At 46.5% G+C, this 18,416-nt stretch carries 15 protein-coding genes and 1 pseudogene; all 16 read right to left on the bottom strand.

The window, feature by feature from the left end; genetic code table 11:
• Nucleotides 1-5 precede the first annotated feature (5 nt).
• Entirely contained in the window at nucleotides 6-1,511 is a 1,506-nt protein-coding gene (locus HMPREF0670_RS05380) for a NuoM family protein (RefSeq protein ID WP_009230148.1), read from the bottom strand.
• Between the two features lie 33 nt (nucleotides 1,512-1,544).
• Nucleotides 1,545-3,503, bottom strand: coding sequence for an NADH-quinone oxidoreductase subunit L (locus HMPREF0670_RS05375; RefSeq protein ID WP_044077737.1), 1,959 nt, complete (start codon nucleotides 3,501-3,503; stop codon nucleotides 1,545-1,547).
• Nucleotides 3,504-3,509: 6 nt separating this feature from the next.
• A complete protein-coding gene (nuoK, locus tag HMPREF0670_RS05370; RefSeq protein ID WP_009162889.1) occupies nucleotides 3,510-3,818 on the bottom strand; it encodes an NADH-quinone oxidoreductase subunit NuoK in 309 nt (102 codons plus the stop codon).
• Nucleotides 3,815-4,336 (bottom strand): NADH-quinone oxidoreductase subunit J, encoded by a 522-nt coding sequence (locus HMPREF0670_RS05365; protein ID WP_009230146.1) that lies wholly within the window; start codon nucleotides 4,334-4,336, stop codon nucleotides 3,815-3,817. The genes nuoK and HMPREF0670_RS05365 overlap by 4 nt, the downstream gene beginning before the upstream one ends.
• Before the next feature lie 17 nt (nucleotides 4,337-4,353).
• Entirely contained in the window at nucleotides 4,354-4,884 is a 531-nt protein-coding gene (locus HMPREF0670_RS05360) for a NuoI/complex I 23 kDa subunit family protein (RefSeq protein WP_009230145.1), read from the bottom strand.
• Nucleotides 4,885-4,894: 10 nt separating this feature from the next.
• Nucleotides 4,895-5,983: an NADH-quinone oxidoreductase subunit NuoH gene (nuoH, locus tag HMPREF0670_RS05355; RefSeq protein WP_009230144.1), complete on the bottom strand. Its 1,089-nt coding sequence runs from the start codon at nucleotides 5,981-5,983 to the stop codon at nucleotides 4,895-4,897.
• 2 nt (nucleotides 5,984-5,985) lie between these two features.
• Entirely contained in the window at nucleotides 5,986-7,554 is a 1,569-nt protein-coding gene (locus HMPREF0670_RS05350) for an NADH-quinone oxidoreductase subunit D (RefSeq protein ID WP_009230143.1), read from the bottom strand.
• Nucleotides 7,555-7,563: 9 nt separating this feature from the next.
• Nucleotides 7,564-8,187 (bottom strand): NADH-quinone oxidoreductase subunit B, encoded by a 624-nt coding sequence (locus tag HMPREF0670_RS05345; RefSeq protein WP_009230142.1) that lies wholly within the window; start codon nucleotides 8,185-8,187, stop codon nucleotides 7,564-7,566.
• Nucleotides 8,178-8,528, bottom strand: coding sequence for an NADH-quinone oxidoreductase subunit A (locus HMPREF0670_RS05340; RefSeq protein ID WP_009230141.1), 351 nt, complete (start codon nucleotides 8,526-8,528; stop codon nucleotides 8,178-8,180). The genes HMPREF0670_RS05345 and HMPREF0670_RS05340 overlap by 10 nt, the downstream gene beginning before the upstream one ends.
• Before the next feature lie 290 nt (nucleotides 8,529-8,818).
• On the bottom strand, nucleotides 8,819-9,868 hold the full coding sequence (locus tag HMPREF0670_RS05335) for a hypothetical protein (RefSeq protein WP_009230140.1): 1,050 nt from the start codon (nucleotides 9,866-9,868) through the stop codon (nucleotides 8,819-8,821).
• A pseudogene (locus HMPREF0670_RS17520) lies at nucleotides 9,855-10,163 on the bottom strand (MauE/DoxX family redox-associated membrane protein); the annotation flags it as partial. The gene HMPREF0670_RS05335 and the pseudogene HMPREF0670_RS17520, both read right to left, overlap by 14 nt.
• Nucleotides 10,164-10,260: 97 nt before the next feature.
• Nucleotides 10,261-12,552: an outer membrane beta-barrel family protein gene (locus HMPREF0670_RS05325; RefSeq protein ID WP_009230139.1), complete on the bottom strand. Its 2,292-nt coding sequence runs from the start codon at nucleotides 12,550-12,552 to the stop codon at nucleotides 10,261-10,263.
• Nucleotides 12,553-12,562: 10 nt separating this feature from the next.
• The gene (locus HMPREF0670_RS05320) at nucleotides 12,563-12,766 is read right to left on the bottom strand and encodes a hypothetical protein (RefSeq protein WP_044077734.1); all 204 of its coding nucleotides are present in this window, start codon (nucleotides 12,764-12,766) and stop codon (nucleotides 12,563-12,565) included.
• A gap of 249 nt (nucleotides 12,767-13,015) precedes the next feature.
• A complete protein-coding gene (gene feoB / locus HMPREF0670_RS05315; protein ID WP_044077733.1) occupies nucleotides 13,016-15,604 on the bottom strand; it encodes a ferrous iron transport protein B in 2,589 nt (862 codons plus the stop codon).
• Nucleotides 15,605-16,862: 1,258 nt separating this feature from the next.
• The gene (locus HMPREF0670_RS05310; RefSeq protein ID WP_009230137.1) at nucleotides 16,863-17,366 is read right to left on the bottom strand and encodes a hypothetical protein; all 504 of its coding nucleotides are present in this window, start codon (nucleotides 17,364-17,366) and stop codon (nucleotides 16,863-16,865) included.
• 104 nt (nucleotides 17,367-17,470) lie between these two features.
• On the bottom strand, nucleotides 17,471-18,175 hold the full coding sequence (locus HMPREF0670_RS05305; protein ID WP_009230136.1) for an ABC transporter ATP-binding protein: 705 nt from the start codon (nucleotides 18,173-18,175) through the stop codon (nucleotides 17,471-17,473).
• Nucleotides 18,176-18,416 lie beyond the last annotated feature (241 nt).

Raw genomic sequence — 18,416 nt, 5'->3', positions numbered from 1 at the left:
AACGTTTAAAGTGATGCTATTGCGGTTACGTTGTTGATGTGGTCGATAATCGGACCTAGCGTGTCGCTGATGATGTTGCTTGCCCAAAGCGGTGCAAGGCCAAGGCCTGCAACGCAGAAGATGAGGCAGCCAACGGCGAAACGCTCGTCCCAAGTGGCATCGGTGAGTTGCTCGTAATGGGGGTCGGCAACTTTGCCAAAAAGTATCTTACCCACAACACGCAGGATGTAGACCGCCGTGATAACGATTGCGGTACAGGCAATGATGGTGGCCGTACGGTGGAATACGTCGTTGTTTTGGAACGAACCCACGAAGATGGTCATTTCGGCAACGAAACCAGAGAAACCTGGCAAGCCCAAGTTGGCCAAACCGGCAATGACATAACCCACGCTGAGGAAAGGCATTATCTTCATCAATCCGCCCAGCTGACGGATGTCGCGTGTGTGTGTACGGCCGTAAATCATACCGATAAGGGCAAAGAAAAGGGCCGTCATCAGTCCGTGAGAGAGCATCTGCAAGATGGCTCCCGTGCACGAAGTTTGCGTCATCATGAGCAGGGCGAAGAGCACCAAGCCACAGTGCGACACCGAAGAGTAGGCGTTAATGTACTTCAAGTCGGTTTGTACGCAGGCCGAGAAGGCACCATATACCACCGAAATGGTGGTGAGGATGATGAAAATCCATGATAGCTGATGGGCAGCTTCGGGCAAAAGCACGATGGCAATGCGGAAACATCCATAGCCTCCAAGTTTCATCAATACGCCTGCATGGAGCATAGACACGGCTGTTGGAGCCGATGCGTGACCGTCGGGCGACCATGTGTGGAAGGGGAAGAGTGCGCCAAGCACGCCAAATCCGATGAATACGAAGGGGAAAAGCACCTTTTGTACGCTCTCTGGAATGTTGTGCAGGGCTTGCAATTCGAGGATGTTCATCGTGGTTGCACCACTGAAGAAGTAGATGCCGATGATGCCGATGATGAGCAAAGCCGAACCACCCATAAGCATGAGGGTTAGTTTCATGGCCGAATACTCCTTCTTGCCGCTACCCCAAACGCCGATAAGCAGGTACATGGGGATAAGTGCCACCTCGTAGAACATGAACATGGTGAAGAGGTCTACCGAGATGAAGAAACCGTAAACACCAATGCTAAGCAGGGTGAACCAAAGGAAATACTCTTTTGTTAGTGGCTTTAACTGCCACGATGCAAATGTGCCTGTGAACACGATGATGCTAGAAAGGAGGAGCATCACCACCGAAATGCCGTCGACACCAACGGCGTAGGCTATGTTGAGCGGCTTGAACCAATCCACGGTGTATTGAAACAACATGGCATCGGTGTTGCCTGCATCGCGCATTTGAAGGAAAGCGATGGTGAGCCAAACCGAAAGTACCAACAAGCACGATGAGCCGACAACCATCACACCGCGCACTTGATTGAGGTTGCGCGAGAGCCAAAGGCCCAGCAACATCAGCACGGGGATAACTACGAATAATGTTAATATACTCATTTTGTTTTTCTTTTATTTGGTTGTTACCTCATATTACAACATATATAGCAAAACCAAGGTAAGGGCAACGGCTCCGGAGAGGAACCAAATGGCGTAATGACGCACGTCGCCGCTTTGCCAGGGACGTATGCTTTCGCCTGCTTCGTTAGAGCTCCAAGCCAAGAAGTTGAACGTGCCGTCGATTACATGGCGGTCGAACCACGCGATGGGCTTGGATATGAGGCGGAAGATGATGCGATGGGTAACGTATTGCCAAATCTCGTCCATATAGAAACGCTTGTAGGCTGCACGGTGAAGTGCGGGGAACGTCTTGGCCAACTTGTCGGCGAAAGGCGTTTCGGCCTTCTTGTACATCAGCATTGCTGCTGCAATTCCAATAAGGGCCAATGCCACACTGGTGCCTGCGACACCCCAGTTGATGTGGGTATGGAATCCTATGCCGTTGGCAGAAACGAGTTCGCCAAAGGGCAAGAAACCGCAGGTTACCGTGATGACGGACAGGAATATCAAGGGGAAAGTCATCGTGAGCGGAGCCTCGTGGGGCTTGTGCGCTCCTTCGTTGATGTGCGTTTCGTAGTAGCTCTTGCCCCAGAATATCACATAGTAGAGTCGGAACATGTAGAAAGCCGTCATCATGGCGATGCCGCTCATCACTGCGCCCATAACAGGACTGAAATTGTAACAAGCTACTAATATCTCATCTTTCGAGAAGAAGCCTGAGAAAGGCGGTATGCCAGCGATGGCGAGACAGGAAATGAGGAATGTCCAGTGCGTAATGGGCATGTACTTGCGTAGTCCGCCCATGTATTCTTTCTCGTTTGAGTGTACGGCATGTATGATACAGCCTGCACCTAAGAAGAGACAAGCCTTGAACATGGCGTGAGTGAAGAGGTGGAACATGCCTGCCATGTAGCCAAGGCCTTGCACATCGGCGTATTCTTCGGTCATAGCCACGGAGCCTGTTGCAGGGTCGGGCATACAAACGCCAAGTGCCACGAGCATGAAACCAATCTGCGAGATGGTAGAGAAGGCCAAAACGCGCTTGATGTCGCTCTGTACGCAAGCCACAGCTGCGGCATAGAAGGCCGTGAAGGCTGCGATGTAGGCTATCCAATGCAACTGTTCGGGGGCGAACTCTACGAAGATGGGGAAGAGGCTGGCCACAAGGAACACGCCTGCTACAACCATCGTTGCGGCATGGATAAGCGCCGATACGGGCGTAGGACCTTCCATTGCATCGGGCAACCAAATGTGCAAGGGGAACATGGCGCTCTTACCAGCACCGCCGATGAACATGAAGAACAGGGCTACGGGCATCATTACGGCTGAACCTGCCACCTGATCGTGGAGCGAAGGCATGGCGTTGAGGTCGTAGTTGAACGTTCCTACGTAGAAACTGTAAATCAAGATGCCGATAAGGAAGAACAAGTCGGCAAAGCGAGTTACGATAAATGCCTTCTTCGATGCGGCAACGGCAGCCCCTTGAGGGTAGTAGAAGCCGATGAGAAGATAGGACGACACACCCACAAGTTCCCAAAATAGGTACATCTGGAAGATGTTCGTGGCCACAACAAGGCCCAACATCGACATGGTGAAGAGCGAAAGGAAGGCGTAATAGCGCTGGAAACCCTTTTCGCCGTGCATGTAACCGAACGAGTAGATGTGCACCATGAGGCTCACGGTGGTGATAACCACCAGCATCATCACCGAAATGGGGGTGAGACGGAAGCCAAGGTTGAACGTCAGCAATTCGGAAAACTTCAACCACGAGAAGTTAAACGCCGTAACGTGGGGGTAAAGTCCGTCGGCTCCACGGCCTTGTCCGATGAAGTATTCGTACGCCGTATAGATGGAAAGGCAAAAGATTGTGCCCAGAACCACCGTTCCGATGGAACCTGCCACCTTGTGCGGCATCTTCATGCCTAATAGCCCTAGCACGAGGAATGATAGCGCAGGCAGAAGAAGTATCAAAAATACAAAATTGTATTCCATTGTCGTTTATAGTTTCATGTTTTCAATACTGTTCACCTGATCACTGTGGAACCTGCGGTAAACGTTAAGGATGATAGCGATGGCCACTGCCGTTTCGGCGGCGTTGATGCCGATGGAGAACAAGGAAAAGAAGAAACCTTCGAGTTCGCCAGGGTAAAGTATGCGGTTGAATACGGCAAAGTTGATGTCAACCGAGTTGAGCACCAGCTCGATGGAGATGAGCATCGCGATGAGGTTACGCCGCGTTACAAAGCCGAAAAAGCCAATGAAGAAGAGCAAAGTGCTCAGTCCCAATAACAATTCTACGGGTATCATTTCTTATCCTCCTTTCTTGCAATCATTATTCCGCCGATGATACATGCCAAGAGAAATACGGAAATGAACTCGAAAGGCAGCACGTACTGGTACTTGCCTGCACCGACAATCTTCTCTCCGATAACCGACATGGGCACTTCGGCATCGACCATGCTGGCCGACATGTCTATAAATTGGTTCTTAAGCAACACCAATGCCACGGTAACCAGTCCGATAAGGGCTACCAATGCGCCAGCAACGACGGTCTTTCCGCGTTGTCTTTCTTGCAAGCCTTGCAAGGTTCGCTTGGACACCAGCTGGATGGCGAAGATGTAAAGCATCGTCAATCCGCCGGCGTAGATGGCAATTTGTGCCGTGCCTAAGAAGGTATAGTCTAACAGGAAGTAAACACCTGCCACGCCAAAGAGCACGAACAGCAGGAAAGTAGCCGCCCGCATAATTCTCTTTGTGAATACGCATACGATGGCCGAGCCGATAATTACCACGGCCAAGATGCAAAACATGATGATATTTGCCATAAAGATGTCTACTCCTATTATTTTGTTTTAGTGTTGAAAGTTCCGATTTCGCTTTCCGCACCGCCGTCAATGATGTTGGGCAAGGAGCTTTGGTAGTGTTCCTTGTCTAGCTCAATGACAAGCTTGTCGCGGTTGAATACGGAGTTCTCGAAGTCGTTGGTGAACTCGATGGCGTCGAAGTTGCAGGCGTTTGTGCACAGTTCGCAGAACATGCAGTCGCCCAAATCGTAGTCGTACTTCACCAATTGGCGTTTCTTCTTGCCCTCCTCGTTGGTCACCATTTCCGAAACGATGCGTATGGTACCGTTAGGACAGGCCTTTTCGCACATCAGGCAGGCCACACATTTCACCACATCGTTCTCGTCGCGTTTCATAACGAGCCTGCCACGCGAACGCTTTGCCACGTGCAAAGTGGTCTTTCTGTTTTCGGGGTATTGTTCAGTTACCTTCGGCGTAAAGTACTCGCGCAGCGTGACACGTAGGCCCGTGGCGAGCGACTTGATGCCATCTCGTATACCGCCAAAATATGATTTCTTGTTATCTTCCATGTCTTTTTCGTTATTTAATGTACCAACCAAAGGCCACGACAATTGTCATGAACACGAGGTTGAGCAAGGACAGGGGCATCAGGTATTTCCATTCCAACTTCAATATCTGGTCGATGCGAAGGCGGGGGAACGTCCAACGTATCCACATGAGCACCCAAACCAGGGCGAATGCCTTGCCCAAGAACCAAACGATGCCTGGAATATAGTCCATCACCTTATCAAAACCGTCAACACCGATGTGTATAGGCATCCATCCTCCAAGGAAAACCATCGAGGCAACACCTGCTACAATGAAGAGGTTTAGATACTCGGCCAAGTAGAAGAAACCGAAACCCATACCCGAATACTCGGTGTGATAACCTGCGGTAAGTTCGCTTTCGGCCTCGGCCAAGTCGAACGGACCACGGTTTGCTTCGGCATTTCCTGTGATGAGGAACACCACGAAGGCGATAATGGCGGGGATATGGCCCTGGAAGATAAGCCACCCAAAGGGGCCGCTCTGTGCTTCCACGATGCCGCTAACCTGCATTGTGCCCGTAAGAACCACGGCTGCGATGAGGCAAAGGCCCAACGACATCTCGTAAGAAATCATCTGTACCGCACCACGCATGGCCGAAATAACGCTATATTTGTTGTTGGAACTCCATCCGGCGATGAATATACCAATAACGCCGATACTCGAAATGGCCGTCATCAGGAAGATGCCGACGTTGAAATCCAAGATTGTTGCGCCTTTGTTCCACGGCATGAACGAGAAAGCACCCACCGAACCAATCAGCACCAGTATGGGAGCGATGGAGTAGAGCAGCTTGTCGGCCTTGTCGACAGCGAAGATTTCTTTGATAAGCATCTTCAAAACGTCGGCGATAACTTGGAAAATACCCCACGGTCCAACACGCATCGGGCCGAGACGGCATTGGAAAGCCGCACACACCTTGCGTTCCATGAAGATAAGCAGGATTGCCAATATGGCATACGCAGCCAATATGAATACACCCACGAGCACACATTCGATGAGTATGGCCCAAAAGCTGCTCAGTCCGCAAGTATCTCGCAGCAGACTGTCAAACCACGTCGTAACGATTGAAAAGTCAAACATAATTATCTGTCAATATCGGGTATAACATAATCTAACGATGCGCCGACGGCGATAAGGTCGGCTATCTTCTCGCCACGTAGCATGGTGTCTAAGGCCGAAACCAAAGGCAGACCCATAGGACGGAACTTCAAACGATAGGGGCTCTTGTCGCCTTTGCTGTCGAGGAACACGCCAATCTCGCCGCGCGAACCTTCGCACGAGAAGTACCATTGGCCTTCGGGCACTTTGATGATGGGCTTTTGCTTGATGTAGAAGTCGCCTTCGGGGATGTTGTCGATAAGCGTTTCCAAGATGTGAACGCTCTGTTCCATCTCCTTCATGCGCACCATATAGCGGTCGTAGCTGTCTCCGTTGTTGTAGGTAATCTCTTTAAAGTCTACCTTATCGTACACGCCGTAGCTGTGGTGTTTGCGAACATCGTTCTGCCAGCCTGCTGCACGACCCGTTCCGCCCGTACATCCGTAGCTGATTGCATCCTCACGAGATAGCATACCCACGCCTTTGAAACGGTTTTCCATGATAACATTGCCAGTGAATACATCTTGATATTCTTTGAACATCGGTTTCATGTAGGCGCAAAGTTTCTTTACGTTCTGCACAAAGTTGGGGTCGATGTCGGCTTGACAACCGCCAATGCGGTAATAGTTCATGATGAGTCGGCCACCGGTGGTCTCTTCCATCACGTTGATAACCTGCTCGCGGTCGCGCATGCCATATATAAATGCTGTCAATGCGCCAACGTCTTGCGCACAGCAGCTGTAAAACAGCAGGTGCGAGTCGAGGCGTTGCAGCTCGTCCATGATGGTACGGATATATTTAATGCGGTCGGTAAGCTCCACGCCCATCGCCTCTTCAATCACGCCCACCAGTGCATGGCGGTTCATGGTTGCGCTGAGATAGTCCAAACGGTCGGCAAATGCCAGTGTCTGGGGATAGACATAGCTTTCCGAAATCTTCTCCACGCCGCGGTGAATGTAGCCCAAGTGTGGGTAAATCTTCCTAATCACCTCGCCGTCTAGTATCGTTTGCAGGCGCAACACGCCGTGTGTGGCTGGGTGTTGCGGTCCGATGTTCACCACATAGTCGTCGTCTCCGAACAGTTTATGGCGTGTTTCCACCAAATTCCCGTCTTTATCTAGGCTATATTGCAAGGTATAGTCGGGTTCGGGGTCGTCGTACATGTGAGCCTTGTTCTTCTCGGGGTCCATGTCGTAGTCTTTTCTTAGGGGGTAGCCCGTGAAATCGCTACGCAGATAGAGCCTTCGCATGTCGGGATGTCCGATGAACTTGATGCCGAAGAAGTCGTAAACCTCGCGTTCCAGCAGGTCGGCGGCTTTCCAAAGGCTAGTCACCGAGGGCAAGTAAGGGTTCTCGCGGTCGGCAGCAACGACTTTAACCGAGATGCGTTCGTAGGTTTGAGTGTTCTCCAGAATATAGATACACCCGAAACCTTCCTCTCCAAAGTCTTCACCAACGATGGTGACGAGGAAGTCGAAATGTTTTTCATTTCTTAATTTTGCCATCTCGTTGGCAAAATCGTTCGCGTTTAATTCAATGTTATTTAGTTTCATAATAGCGTCTCATTCCTTGTCTTTATCGAAATCCTTTGGAACATCCATGATAACCAGGGGTTTCTTTTCCTTGCGGTTTGCTCCGCCAAAGAATTTCTCAACCTTCACTTTACGTTGCAGCTGCATCATTCCGTAGAGAATGGCCTCTGGTCTTGGAGGACATCCGGGAATGAAAACGTCTACGGGAACAATCTCTTCGATGCCTCGCACCACGTGGTAGCTCGACTTGAAAGGTCCGCCGCTGATGGCGCATCCGCCAACGGCGATAACGTATTTCGGGTCGGCCATTTCGTCGTATAGGCGTTTCATAACGGGCGCCATCTTGTTGGTGATGGTTCCTGCGCACATGATGAGGTCGGCCTGACGAGGCGAGTTGCGCGTTACTTCAAAGCCAAAGCGTGCGAAGTCGTAGCGGGCACATCCCACCGACATGAATTCGATACCGCAACAGCTTGTTGCGAAGGTGAGCGACCACAGCGAATTGCTGCGCCCCCAGTTGATGGCTTGGTCTAGCGAACCAACAACAACGTTCACGCCACCTTCGTGTAGTTCGTTCATGATTTGTTCGAGCGTGTCGTTGTCTTTAAATTCCGCGTAGGGAATACTCTTGATATGGGGTTGTTTCACTTCCATTCCAATGCTCCTTTCCGCCAAGCGTAGGCCAGGCCAAATACAAGTACCACCAAAAAGAAACCAATGCTCGCCAGAGCCAAAGCTCCAAACTGCTTGACAACCACTGCCCACGGATAGAGGAATACGGTCTCTACGTCGAACATGAGGAAAAGGATGGCAAAGAGATAATAACCGATGTGCACGGGAATCCACGAGGAACCGCGCGTCGGGATACCACTCTCGAATGGCTCACCTTTCACCGCATTGTACGACCGAGGCCCTATTGCCTTGGCTATGGCAAATGCCGCCACAACCAGAAGGACAGCCGTTATCAGAACGGTAATAAATAAAATAAAAGACATATAACGTTATTATATAATTGTTTGTATTCAGCTAAATATGCTGCAAAGGTAATAATAAATATGAAAATGGTTACATGTTTTCTCTAAAAAATGTAATCTCCATGTTGCAAAATATGGGTATAAGGGTCATCATTATTGAGTAGGGGCGGGTTCTTATCCCTGTCGACAAACTAGTAACAGACTCTTTTTTGCGTTTGTGGATGTGTAAGGCTTAAACCAAGCGTTTATGTTTCTTTATGTTCTTTCAATGTTAAATGTATAAGAACCATAAAAAGGTTACAGACCTAGTTTTAAGATACTTTGAGCACAGTTGCGCTGTCTTTTGAAACGATAAGAACGTGGTGGTTTAGGAAGAGTAATTTATCTATGGCTTTATTGTTCATGTTGTTTTTATTTAGAACGGAGAAACTCCCTTGATATTTGCCTTTGCATAAGTCGTATTTGTCTATTATATAATGAGCATGAGTGGAAATACGATAGGAAAGTACAAATAATGAATTACCTTTTGCAAATGCACCTACGTTAGAATTAAAAGTTTTACCCCTTTCAAAGATGTAGAAATCACCATACCTGATGATTGAAGGAGCCGGTACGTTATCTAGCGTTTTGACAATTCTAGTTAGTTTTCCTGTTTTGTCAAACACGTATATGTATGGAATATGCGTAAATGTGTATGTTATTGCCTCATTTGTATTAAGGAAATGGCCATCGTAAGCTAATACTTGTTCTTGATAAGTTTTGTATTTGTTATTTTCTGGCAAGTAACCTCCCTTTCCTAGCTGAGTGAATTGTTTTGTTTTCACATTTAGTATTCCAAAGCTCGTTCCATTATTATTGGTTATGGAATCATTTTTTATTACGAGTAATGTACTGTCATTAATTGGCGTTGCATTGATAAGTAGCTGGGATAACTTCACCTTATTAAATCTAAGTTGTTCAGTTGTGTCTGAAAGAAATAGAGAAGAGCGTGAAATATAATATATTTGATTGCCGAGTTGCCCGAAAATCTGTGTGTCAAATTTGGCAGATTTGTAGATTCTAGCTATTATTCCATTCCTTTTGAGTTGTTTTATTATCGTGTTTTTATCTGTTTTATATTGTACTAGGATGTTTTCTGGGTCACAACAGACTCCATTCGGTTTTGAAAAATCAATTCCTTTGCATGGGTTTGTACATTGTTTGAATGGATTTTTTATGTAGAACCTTTGAAAGGAGTAATTGTATTCTGCAGACTTACCTCTTATGGATAATAGTAAAAAGGACAATATACAGCATAGCAACAACAGGATTGTAGCTATGCTGTATATATGCTTTTCTTTTGTGTTCTTAAATTGTTTCATTTTTCTTTAGTAGATAGGTCAGTATGATAATAATACCTATGTTTATAGCCAGGTGCGTAGTAAAGGATAATCCGTTGAGAATTCCGCCACATCCGCAAATTTCATATCTATTTAATAGGTGAAGGATAACAATATAAATGGAAAAAGTAGCCATCATACTTAACGATAGCCAAAGGCCCACTCTTTCTTTCACAAGTAAGCCTACAATAGAGACGCATTCAAAAGCCAAAGCTCCATATGCAACGTACTTAATGTGCATGGGGTGGAATAACCCCGTTTTTGCAATATTGAGTTCGAACGAATTAGGTTAAGCAGCTTGTTGGCAAGTGTGTATGCGAAAAACAGAACGATTCCACACACAAGTACCCGATATGTAATGTTGCATTTCATGTTTATTGTTCTTTCGTTTTTGTGTCATCGTTGTTGATGTTTGTGCCAACTCGCCGTGTTCTGAAACTCTTACCAAAAGTAATGTTGGCGGAGAGTGATATTGATGAGGTGGATAGCTTGGACGTAATGGTTCGAAACCCTGTCTTGAAATGGTAGATTGTGGTGGTGCGTTGGTTCCACCCAAACACATCTTGGTAGTTGAGTGACAGCTCCAATAGGTCTTTAAGAAAGCTTCTTTTGACAAGAATAGAAAGCGAGGGGCGATGTGTAGTGCTGCTGTTTAGGTCGAAAGACTTATTTATATAGTTTCCGTTTAGGTTGAAATACCATCCCTTAGGCGCAGAAAAGCTTAGGTTTAAGGCACTGTTGACAGTCCATCCGCTTTGTTGTATGTTTCTCATGAGCGTTTTCTCTGCAAAGCGGTTATAGAGTTTATATTGCTCATGGTTTACGCTCATGTTGAAGTTAATGTTGAGTTTGTGGCTCAACATGGGCAGATAGATGCCTGCTCCCATCCTGTAAATGTTGGCTCGTGCTGCATTTTCGTATGTGGAGCAGTCAAGATTATCACTGAATACCAATTCTATCAAATTTGTTGTGTGTGCGTATGTGGCGAAAGCATTGAGGTAGCTATTACGCAATTGTTTCCTAATTTGTAGTGAAAAGTTGTTGGTGTATTGTGGAGCGAGGTTGATGTTTCCTTGAAACTGTTCATGTTCGCTCACATAAAATGTTTCTGGATTGAGGTAATCCACGCTTGGCCTATTGATTTTGCGACTGTAAGAGGCAGAGATACTGCCTATTTTGCTGTTGGCATTTAGAGCCAGTGTGGGTAGAAGTGTGTGGTAATTGCTGTGTTTTGTTTCCATTCTGTTAGCGGTCCATTCATTCCTAACGGCCACGTATGCGTCAAACGGACCACCTAAGCTAAAACTTTCCGTAAGGAACAGGTTGTGTATGTTGGTATAGAATTTTCGTGTATAGGCACTCAGCAAGTGTTGCCTGTAAATGTTTTTGTAACCCATTTGCAGGTCGTTTCCTTTTCCGATAAAGTGCAAGTTGTTAGCTTGGTATGAAAGTTCCCCTGTAAGCTCGTTCATGCCTGTTTCGTATATTAAGGAGACAGGCTGGTCGTTCTCGTTGGTTGACTTGTATTTGCGAAAGCGGGCTTTCAAGTTTAGTAGTTTGTTCTTGCTTATTTCGTAGCAAGACACAATGTTTATGTTGTGGCTGCCGTATCCTTCGGTGATTTTTTGTTTACCCGAGAATCCTGCTTTACTCTCTGTCTGGGCGTTTATCTTGCTGTTGAAACCAAAGAAGGTATAGGCTATTGATGCTTTAAATTTCGGAGTGGCAAAAATGCTTAGTTTTGCATTTGCTGTGCATTGCCCCACTTTTGCGCTTTTGTCTGAATGATAGTTCTGTTCTCCGTTCCATGCTATAGTCTGCCACGAGTGTTGATTGGAGAGGTGTCCCGATAGGAATGCGGTGAACTCTATGCTTTGTGTACGTAGTGTTATTTGAGGGAACGTGCCGTATCGTTCTTCCGAAAAATTAGCTGCGCTTAGGCTCATCTGCCCCTTTACTAACGACGGCAAGTGTTTTTTCTTGATGACATTTATCACTCCACCATCCGATGCTTCGTCTGTTCCGTGCCTTAGTACCTCAACTCTCTCTATATCTTTCAGGTCTAGAGTCATCAGTTCTTTTATGTCTACCTCCCTATCGTCTATGCGTAGGCTTGTAGGCTTGTTGTTCCCAGGAAGTGAAAAGGAATCTCCGCTTTTCATCACACCTGGTAAACGGCTCAATGCCATATCGGCCTTGGCATTCACAGGAAATCCTCTTCGATCAATGTCGAATGTTGTTTTGTTGGCACTAGTGCTGGCAATACGTTTGTATCCTGTTACTTTCACCTCTTGCAGCTCCAAGTGATTGAGGCGTATCTCGTGGATTTTGGTTTGCGAAAGAGTTAGTGTCGTATCCTTGGACTGGTACATAAAGGCGTGAATGCTCACCTTACACGTGTCTGTGTCTGGTACAGGAACAATTTGTGCAACAAAGATGCCATCCTCGTTCGTTTTGCCAATTGTCTTATTGTTGGCATAGTCTATGCTTACATTAATGTCGTTGAGTGACAATCCATTGTCTATTGTTATGTGAATTTTTAGATTTTGGGGTTGCTGTGCATGTACAAAAGATGAAGAAACTAACAGTAATACGGAGATAAGGCTTAATAATTTACGGCAGACAGATGTGCCTGCCGTAAAAAATGATAGTGAAACGGTAATCATTCTGCTACGTTTAAATTTCCACCCACTTTCCAACAAGTTTGGTCCCGTTCTTTGTTATTCCACAAGTGCCTTTCTCACCGAGACATCCACTGAATCCTGGCCCATAATCGACAGGCGGATTTGAAGGGTCGTCTACTTTTGCAGTTGTTGTACTAAACAAACTTGCTAGCACAATACCTGTGCAAATTATAGTTAATTTAAAAATTGTTTTCATGTTATTTTGTTTTTAGTTATTTGCTGATGCCAGAAAAAGGCGCAGCAATTTTGATTAATTCTTAAGGCAAATTTACAAATAAAATGCTTTATTGTCTTCTTTTTGGTGGTTAAAAAAAGTTTAATGCCTATGTGCCTGTATGCATATTACTAAAAACCGAGGTGCTATTGGCCACCTTCCAGCGCTTACCGAAAGCGTTTCTTGATGGCTCCTATATAAATAAGGAGTGGGGGAGAAGGGAGCGAGTGCCTAATTTCCCATTATCAAACTGCCCACTTGATATACTGCGGCACTAACAACCCACGCCAGTCCTGTGGTGTAAAAGGCGGCGAACAATGCCCAACGCCACGAGCCGCTTTCGTTGCGAATGGCGGCAACCGTGGCTATACAGGGGAAGTAAAGCAACACGAAAATGAGGTAGGCATAGGCCGAGAGGGGCGAAATGCCGTCGTTCAGCATTTGCCTACGCAAGCGTGTGTATTTCTCGGTGTCGTCGCCAGAGCCGTTGTCGTCGCTAAAACTGTCGTCGTCGGCATACAGCACGCCCATCGTTGAGGCCACAATCTCTTTTGCGCCAACGCCTGCAAGCAAACTGACGTCTAGTTTCCAATCGAAACCTTGCAGACGGAATGCCGGCTCAATGGCCTTACCCATCCTTCCGATGATGCTTTGTTCTTGTTGCTGTTGCTTGTCTAGCTCGTCGTTATGGGGGAAATATCCCAATGCCCAAACAATGATGCTGGCCACGAGGATGATGCCACCCATCTTTTGCAAATATTGTTTGCCTTTCTCCCAGGTATGTCGGGCGATGGCTTTTTTGGTGGGGAAACGATACGGCGGCAACTCCATCACGAAGGGCGTATCTTCGCCTTTCACCAAGAAACGACTGAAAATCTTGCTCATTATCACGGCCATGAGTATGCCCACCACATACATCGAAATCATAATTGCCGAGCGATACTTCAAGGCGAAGAACGTTCCCGTTATCATGATGTAGATGGGCAGGCGCGCCGAACAGCTCATCATGGGCAAGATAAGCATCGTTATCAGTCGGCTTCGCCTACTTTCGATGGTGCGTGTAGCCATTACCGCAGGCACGTTGCAGCCAAAACCCATGATAAGGGGTATGAACGACTTGCCGTGCAGCCCCATCTTGTGCATCAACTTGTCCATGATAAAGGCCGCACGAGCCATGTAGCCGCTGTCTTCCATGAACGAGATGAAGAAGTAGAGGATGAGAATTTGCGGCAGAAACACGATAACCGCGCCCACGCCGGCAATAATTCCTTCGGCCAAGAGGTCCTTTACTGGGCCGTCTTTCATGTTTTCTTTAACCCATTCTCCCAACCAATTTACGCCTTGGTCTATCCAGTCCATAGGGTATTGGCCCACAGAGAACGTTACTTGGAACATCACATAAAGCAGGAGGAAGAAGATGGGAAATCCCCAAAACTTATGTGTGATGATGGCATCTAGCTTGTGGGTAAGCTTGTAGGTGTCGGTGGCTTTGCCCTCCTTGTAGCCAGCTTTGGCCAAAACGCCATGAATAAAGGCGTATTTGGCATCCATGATGGCCGTTTCGCAGTCCTCGTTAAGTTGCGTTTTTATGCTTTGTGCCTCCTTGTCGCGCGTGGCCAATATGGCCTTGGCGTTGCTTAACGAGGCCACTTCGCGTTCTGTTTCGGCATCGTTCTCCAACAGTTTGATGGCCAAGTATCGCGTATGGAACTTGTGCATTACCTCCGGGTTCTGTTCAATTTGCAGTTTCAGTCGGCTGATACATAGTTCAAGCCTTGGGCCATGGTTGATGTGTATGTGTCTCGAAACCTTGTTGTGTGGTCGGGCATCGGTTGTGGCAAAGTCTTCTTGGTGCTCAGTGGGCACGTCATTCTTATATTCCTCGTGCCACTTTTGCAGTTGGGCGGCCACTTCGGGGTTGATGTTGCCGTCCTTGTCGATAAAGTCCATTCCCTCATACATGTTGATGATGATGTGGAAAAGCAGCTGCACGCCGCGCCCAGTCTTAAATACGGTGGGTATCATGGGCACACCCAATTGCTTGCCCAGCATTTCAAGGTCTATGGTGTCGCCGCGTTTCTCAAACTCGTCGTACATGTTTAGGGCGCACACCATACGCAAGTTCATGTCTACGAGTTGGGTGGTGAGGTAAAGGTTACGTTCCAAATTACTGGCATCTAGCACGTTGATAACCACGTCGGGCGTTTTTTCCACAATCTGTTTGCGCACATATAGCTCCTCCGGACTATATGCCGAGAGCGAGTATGTGCCTGGCAGGTCTACCAAATGAAACTCATAGCCCTCGAAACGTGCGATGCCTTCCTTGGCATCGACGGTTACGCCCGAATAATTTCCCACCTTTTCGTGCGCTCCCGATGCGAAGTTGAAGAGCGATGTCTTTCCGCAGTTGGGGTTTCCCACCAGTGCCACGTTTATCACGCGCCGCTTGTGGCGTGCCGCTTGTTGCATCTTTTCTTCGCTAACGGGCATGTCGGTTGCCGTTGGCTGCGGTTGGTCATCCTTTTCGGCGTTCGTGCCCAATGTGTTTTCGGTGTCTTTCGTTTCGTCGTTGGGTGTGTCGGTAAGCTTGGCTTCTTCTTCCGAAACCACTTCAATCATTTGCGCCTCGTCGCGGCGGAGCGAAATTTCGTAACCAAGTATCTTGTATTTCACGGGGTCTTGAAGGGGCGCATTGAGCAACACCTCCACGGTTTTACCCTTGATAAAACCCATCTCCACGATGCGTTTTCTAAAACCACCGTGGCCCAAAACTTTCACCACAACGGCTTTTTCTCCCGTTCTTAGTTCCGATAATCTCATTTCCTATTTGTCTGTGTTACGTGTTTATGCTTACACAAAGTTATAACATTTCCGTTTGAGGGGTGGCAAATGGGGCGTTATTCATTTTTAAAATACCTATAAATGGGTAGTGCTGGGCGTACGTTTGCCACTTGGCTTACCTATTATTGATGATTTTTCTGCCTTCTGTTTTGCTTATTCTTTGTACTAGCTAGTGCAAGTGGTGCAGTTGTGGCACGGCATATCACGGCATTTACCCCCTAGCGGACTAATGCGCGATTTGGGTTAAAGAAGGATGGATGTACCCATTTTAAGCGCCCATTTTACCCGCTTTTCACAATGGTAAGTATAACTATGATTTGTTAAATGGGTAATAATGTTTTACAAAACGCACTCTTTGTGGCACCACCTTCTAGACGAAAATGAGATGAAAACATATATAAAATGCGCCGATATAATCAATTTTGCGCTCCGCTCCAACGCGTTTTCTCTGCCATTTTTTGCAATCTCATATAACATTGCATCTCTCTTTGTTGAAAATAATCGCCCATTTTGCACCCTCAATAACACGAAAATGTATGAATATCTCTCGATAATATGTGGTAAATATGCAGCAAAACCTACTGCAATATGCACCAAAACGGACTGCGTTTAGCATCAAAACGCGCTGCATTTTGCATCAAAACGCACTGCGTTTAGCACCAAAACGCAATTCAATATGCTACAAATTACCATATTTTGGTGTTGATTTGTGGTCTATATCCGAGATAAAATGGTTTAGAATGTATATTTGACGGCAGATAGCGACAAAGAAATGAGAAATAGCTTGATGGGTTTTTGGTTGACGCTTAAACCGTATAAATATTCTACTTGCCGACCATTAATGTGGGCGTTTAGCCTAATATTGCTCTAATTGGCAATAAATCAGGTTGTTACAAGCTTGAAGAATACGAGCGAAAATTCGCCCAATGTCCGGAATTTTTGCGGAGAGGGCACTCATAATGTTAAAAATCAGTACAATATTTTTACAATGTTTGAAGGGCAGCTAGTGGCAAGTAAACTCGTATTAGTGGTTCTTCAGCTAGTGTCAACGGCTTATAAACACGATGTGTTAGTGGCTATTACTACCAGTTTAACCAACTTATACACCTTTGTAGTTGGCATCACTAGGCCAGCAAAAGTTTGTTAAGAGACACTTTAAAGAATGGCTTGCCTTTGGTTAAGACTTATATAGTGAAGTGGGGAATGTGGGTGCGAGCAGTGTCACAGCGTGTTGCGACTATCTCCAAAGCATTTGAACAATCTCTGCTTCGGTATATTCAAAGTATTCACCTTTATCGTTTATATTCCTTTCAAACAGTTTAGGATCGTACGTATTAAAGTTCCTTTCCAAGAACAACTTATAATACTCGTCTAGATGATATTTAAAAAGCTCTTTCAACGAACCATCTTCGGAGGGAGTGTAGATGTCGGTTTTAAGCCTTTTTACAACCTCATAAAGTTCGTCCATAGTGATATTGTGTACACATTGAGGTTCGGGCAGCACAATTTTGAAGGCCAAAACCTCGGCACCTTCTTCTTCCCACCATTCCCAAAGATTAAATTGCGGCATGTCTTTCCCCGTAAGCTGATGAAGATAGTCGGCCAATTTGTTATATTCCACCAAGTCTTCGTCCCCGTTTTCATCGCAATACGCTGTATAACTCATTATTGCTTTAAGGGCTATTGGGTAGCGTTTCTCAACCGTTTCGAAGTCGGGTTCTATCTCTTTTCTTAGTTGCATGTCCGCAATTGTGTTTATGTGCGTCCTTTCTTATAGTGGGGCGTTTATCGCATATCTAGGTGCTTAAAGCCGCGCCATGCTTGGGAAAAACATCCTTGTAGAGGCTATTGGGCAGCGAAATAGTTTTCCAATTCGCGTATGGCAGCCGTATCAACAGTCTTGAAGTCGTTGATGATGAGGCCTTTTTCCAGTAAAACGATGCGTGTGGAAATGTCGATGGTGTGTTGTAGGTTGTGGCTCGACACGATAACCGTTGTGCCTTCGCGTTGTCCAAACTTAGAAAGTATGGCCTTTAAGGCATTTTGGCTGGTAGGGTCGAGAAAGTTGAAGGGTTCGTCAAGAATAAGAAATTGCGGGTGTGCAAGCAGGGCGGCAATGATGCCCACCTTTTGTTTGTTGCCTGCCGAGAGGTCGCGTATAAGTTTCTTTTGGCCAAGTATTTCGCCAGCCATAAAGTTTTCAAACTGCTGCAACGTTTGTGTTAGGCTTTCATTGTCTATGTCCGAAATGCTTGCAACGAAGTCGAAATACTCTTCGGGCGTTAGGTAGTCGATGAGAAAGCCCTCGTCGAGGTACACACCCGTGTGTTGTTTCCACGACTCGCTTTGCGTGGGGTCCACACCATTGAGGCTCACTTCGCCCGTGTTGGCTTTAACCAAGTCGGTAAGAAGTCTGAAAAAGGTGGTTTTTCCAGACCCGTTGTTTCCCACTAGTCCTACAATCTCGTTGTCGGACATAGAAAAAACGGGGATAGAAACTGCCGTTTTATCCCCGTATTTTTTTGTAAGGTTGTTGATGTTTACTTGCATCTTGTGCTTGTTTATGGCAGGTTTTGCAAGGCCATAGGCTCAACTTAACCCGCTTTGTTGGTGTGTATTTTCCTCCCCACAAAAGCGTTTTGCAGGGAGGAAAATGTTGTTGAAATGTTGTATAGGCATGTTCTATAAATTCCCCGCAAGGGTTCAATTGGCGTTCGTTGTATTGCTCTTCACTGTCTTTTTGCTTTTGTCTGGCATCTTTCGCTTACGCTTTCAGAAAGCATAGTTCACT

This window comes from Prevotella sp. oral taxon 317 str. F0108, from assembly GCF_000162415.1.
Lineage (GTDB): Bacteria > Bacteroidota > Bacteroidia > Bacteroidales > Bacteroidaceae > Prevotella > Prevotella conceptionensis.
Note: the sequence above shows the minus strand (reverse complement) of the source record. Positions and strands in the feature narration are given on the sequence as shown.

What these genes read in the sequence shown, in the direction of transcription:
- HMPREF0670_RS05380 (WP_009230148.1), bottom strand. Translation starts at nt 1,511, where the DNA reads ATGAGTATATTAACATTATTCGTAGTTATCCCCGTGCTGATGTTGCTG.
- HMPREF0670_RS05375 (WP_044077737.1), bottom strand. Translation starts at nt 3,503, where the DNA reads ATGGAATACAATTTTGTATTTTTGATACTTCTTCTGCCTGCGCTATCA.
- nuoK (WP_009162889.1), bottom strand. Translation starts at nt 3,818, where the DNA reads ATGATACCCGTAGAATTGTTATTGGGACTGAGCACTTTGCTCTTCTTC.
- HMPREF0670_RS05365 (WP_009230146.1), bottom strand. Translation starts at nt 4,336, where the DNA reads ATGGCAAATATCATCATGTTTTGCATCTTGGCCGTGGTAATTATCGGC.
- HMPREF0670_RS05360 (WP_009230145.1), bottom strand. Translation starts at nt 4,884, where the DNA reads ATGGAAGATAACAAGAAATCATATTTTGGCGGTATACGAGATGGCATC.
- nuoH (WP_009230144.1), bottom strand. Translation starts at nt 5,983, where the DNA reads ATGTTTGACTTTTCAATCGTTACGACGTGGTTTGACAGTCTGCTGCGA.
- HMPREF0670_RS05350 (WP_009230143.1), bottom strand. Translation starts at nt 7,554, where the DNA reads ATGAAACTAAATAACATTGAATTAAACGCGAACGATTTTGCCAACGAG.
- HMPREF0670_RS05345 (WP_009230142.1), bottom strand. Translation starts at nt 8,187, where the DNA reads ATGGAAGTGAAACAACCCCATATCAAGAGTATTCCCTACGCGGAATTT.
- HMPREF0670_RS05340 (WP_009230141.1), bottom strand. Translation starts at nt 8,528, where the DNA reads ATGTCTTTTATTTTATTTATTACCGTTCTGATAACGGCTGTCCTTCTG.
- HMPREF0670_RS05335 (WP_009230140.1), bottom strand. Translation starts at nt 9,868, where the DNA reads ATGAAACAATTTAAGAACACAAAAGAAAAGCATATATACAGCATAGCT.
- HMPREF0670_RS05325 (WP_009230139.1), bottom strand. Translation starts at nt 12,552, where the DNA reads ATGATTACCGTTTCACTATCATTTTTTACGGCAGGCACATCTGTCTGC.
- HMPREF0670_RS05320 (WP_044077734.1), bottom strand. Translation starts at nt 12,766, where the DNA reads ATGAAAACAATTTTTAAATTAACTATAATTTGCACAGGTATTGTGCTA.
- feoB (WP_044077733.1), bottom strand. Translation starts at nt 15,604, where the DNA reads ATGAGATTATCGGAACTAAGAACGGGAGAAAAAGCCGTTGTGGTGAAA.
- HMPREF0670_RS05310 (WP_009230137.1), bottom strand. Translation starts at nt 17,366, where the DNA reads ATGCAACTAAGAAAAGAGATAGAACCCGACTTCGAAACGGTTGAGAAA.
- HMPREF0670_RS05305 (WP_009230136.1), bottom strand. Translation starts at nt 18,175, where the DNA reads ATGCAAGTAAACATCAACAACCTTACAAAAAAATACGGGGATAAAACG.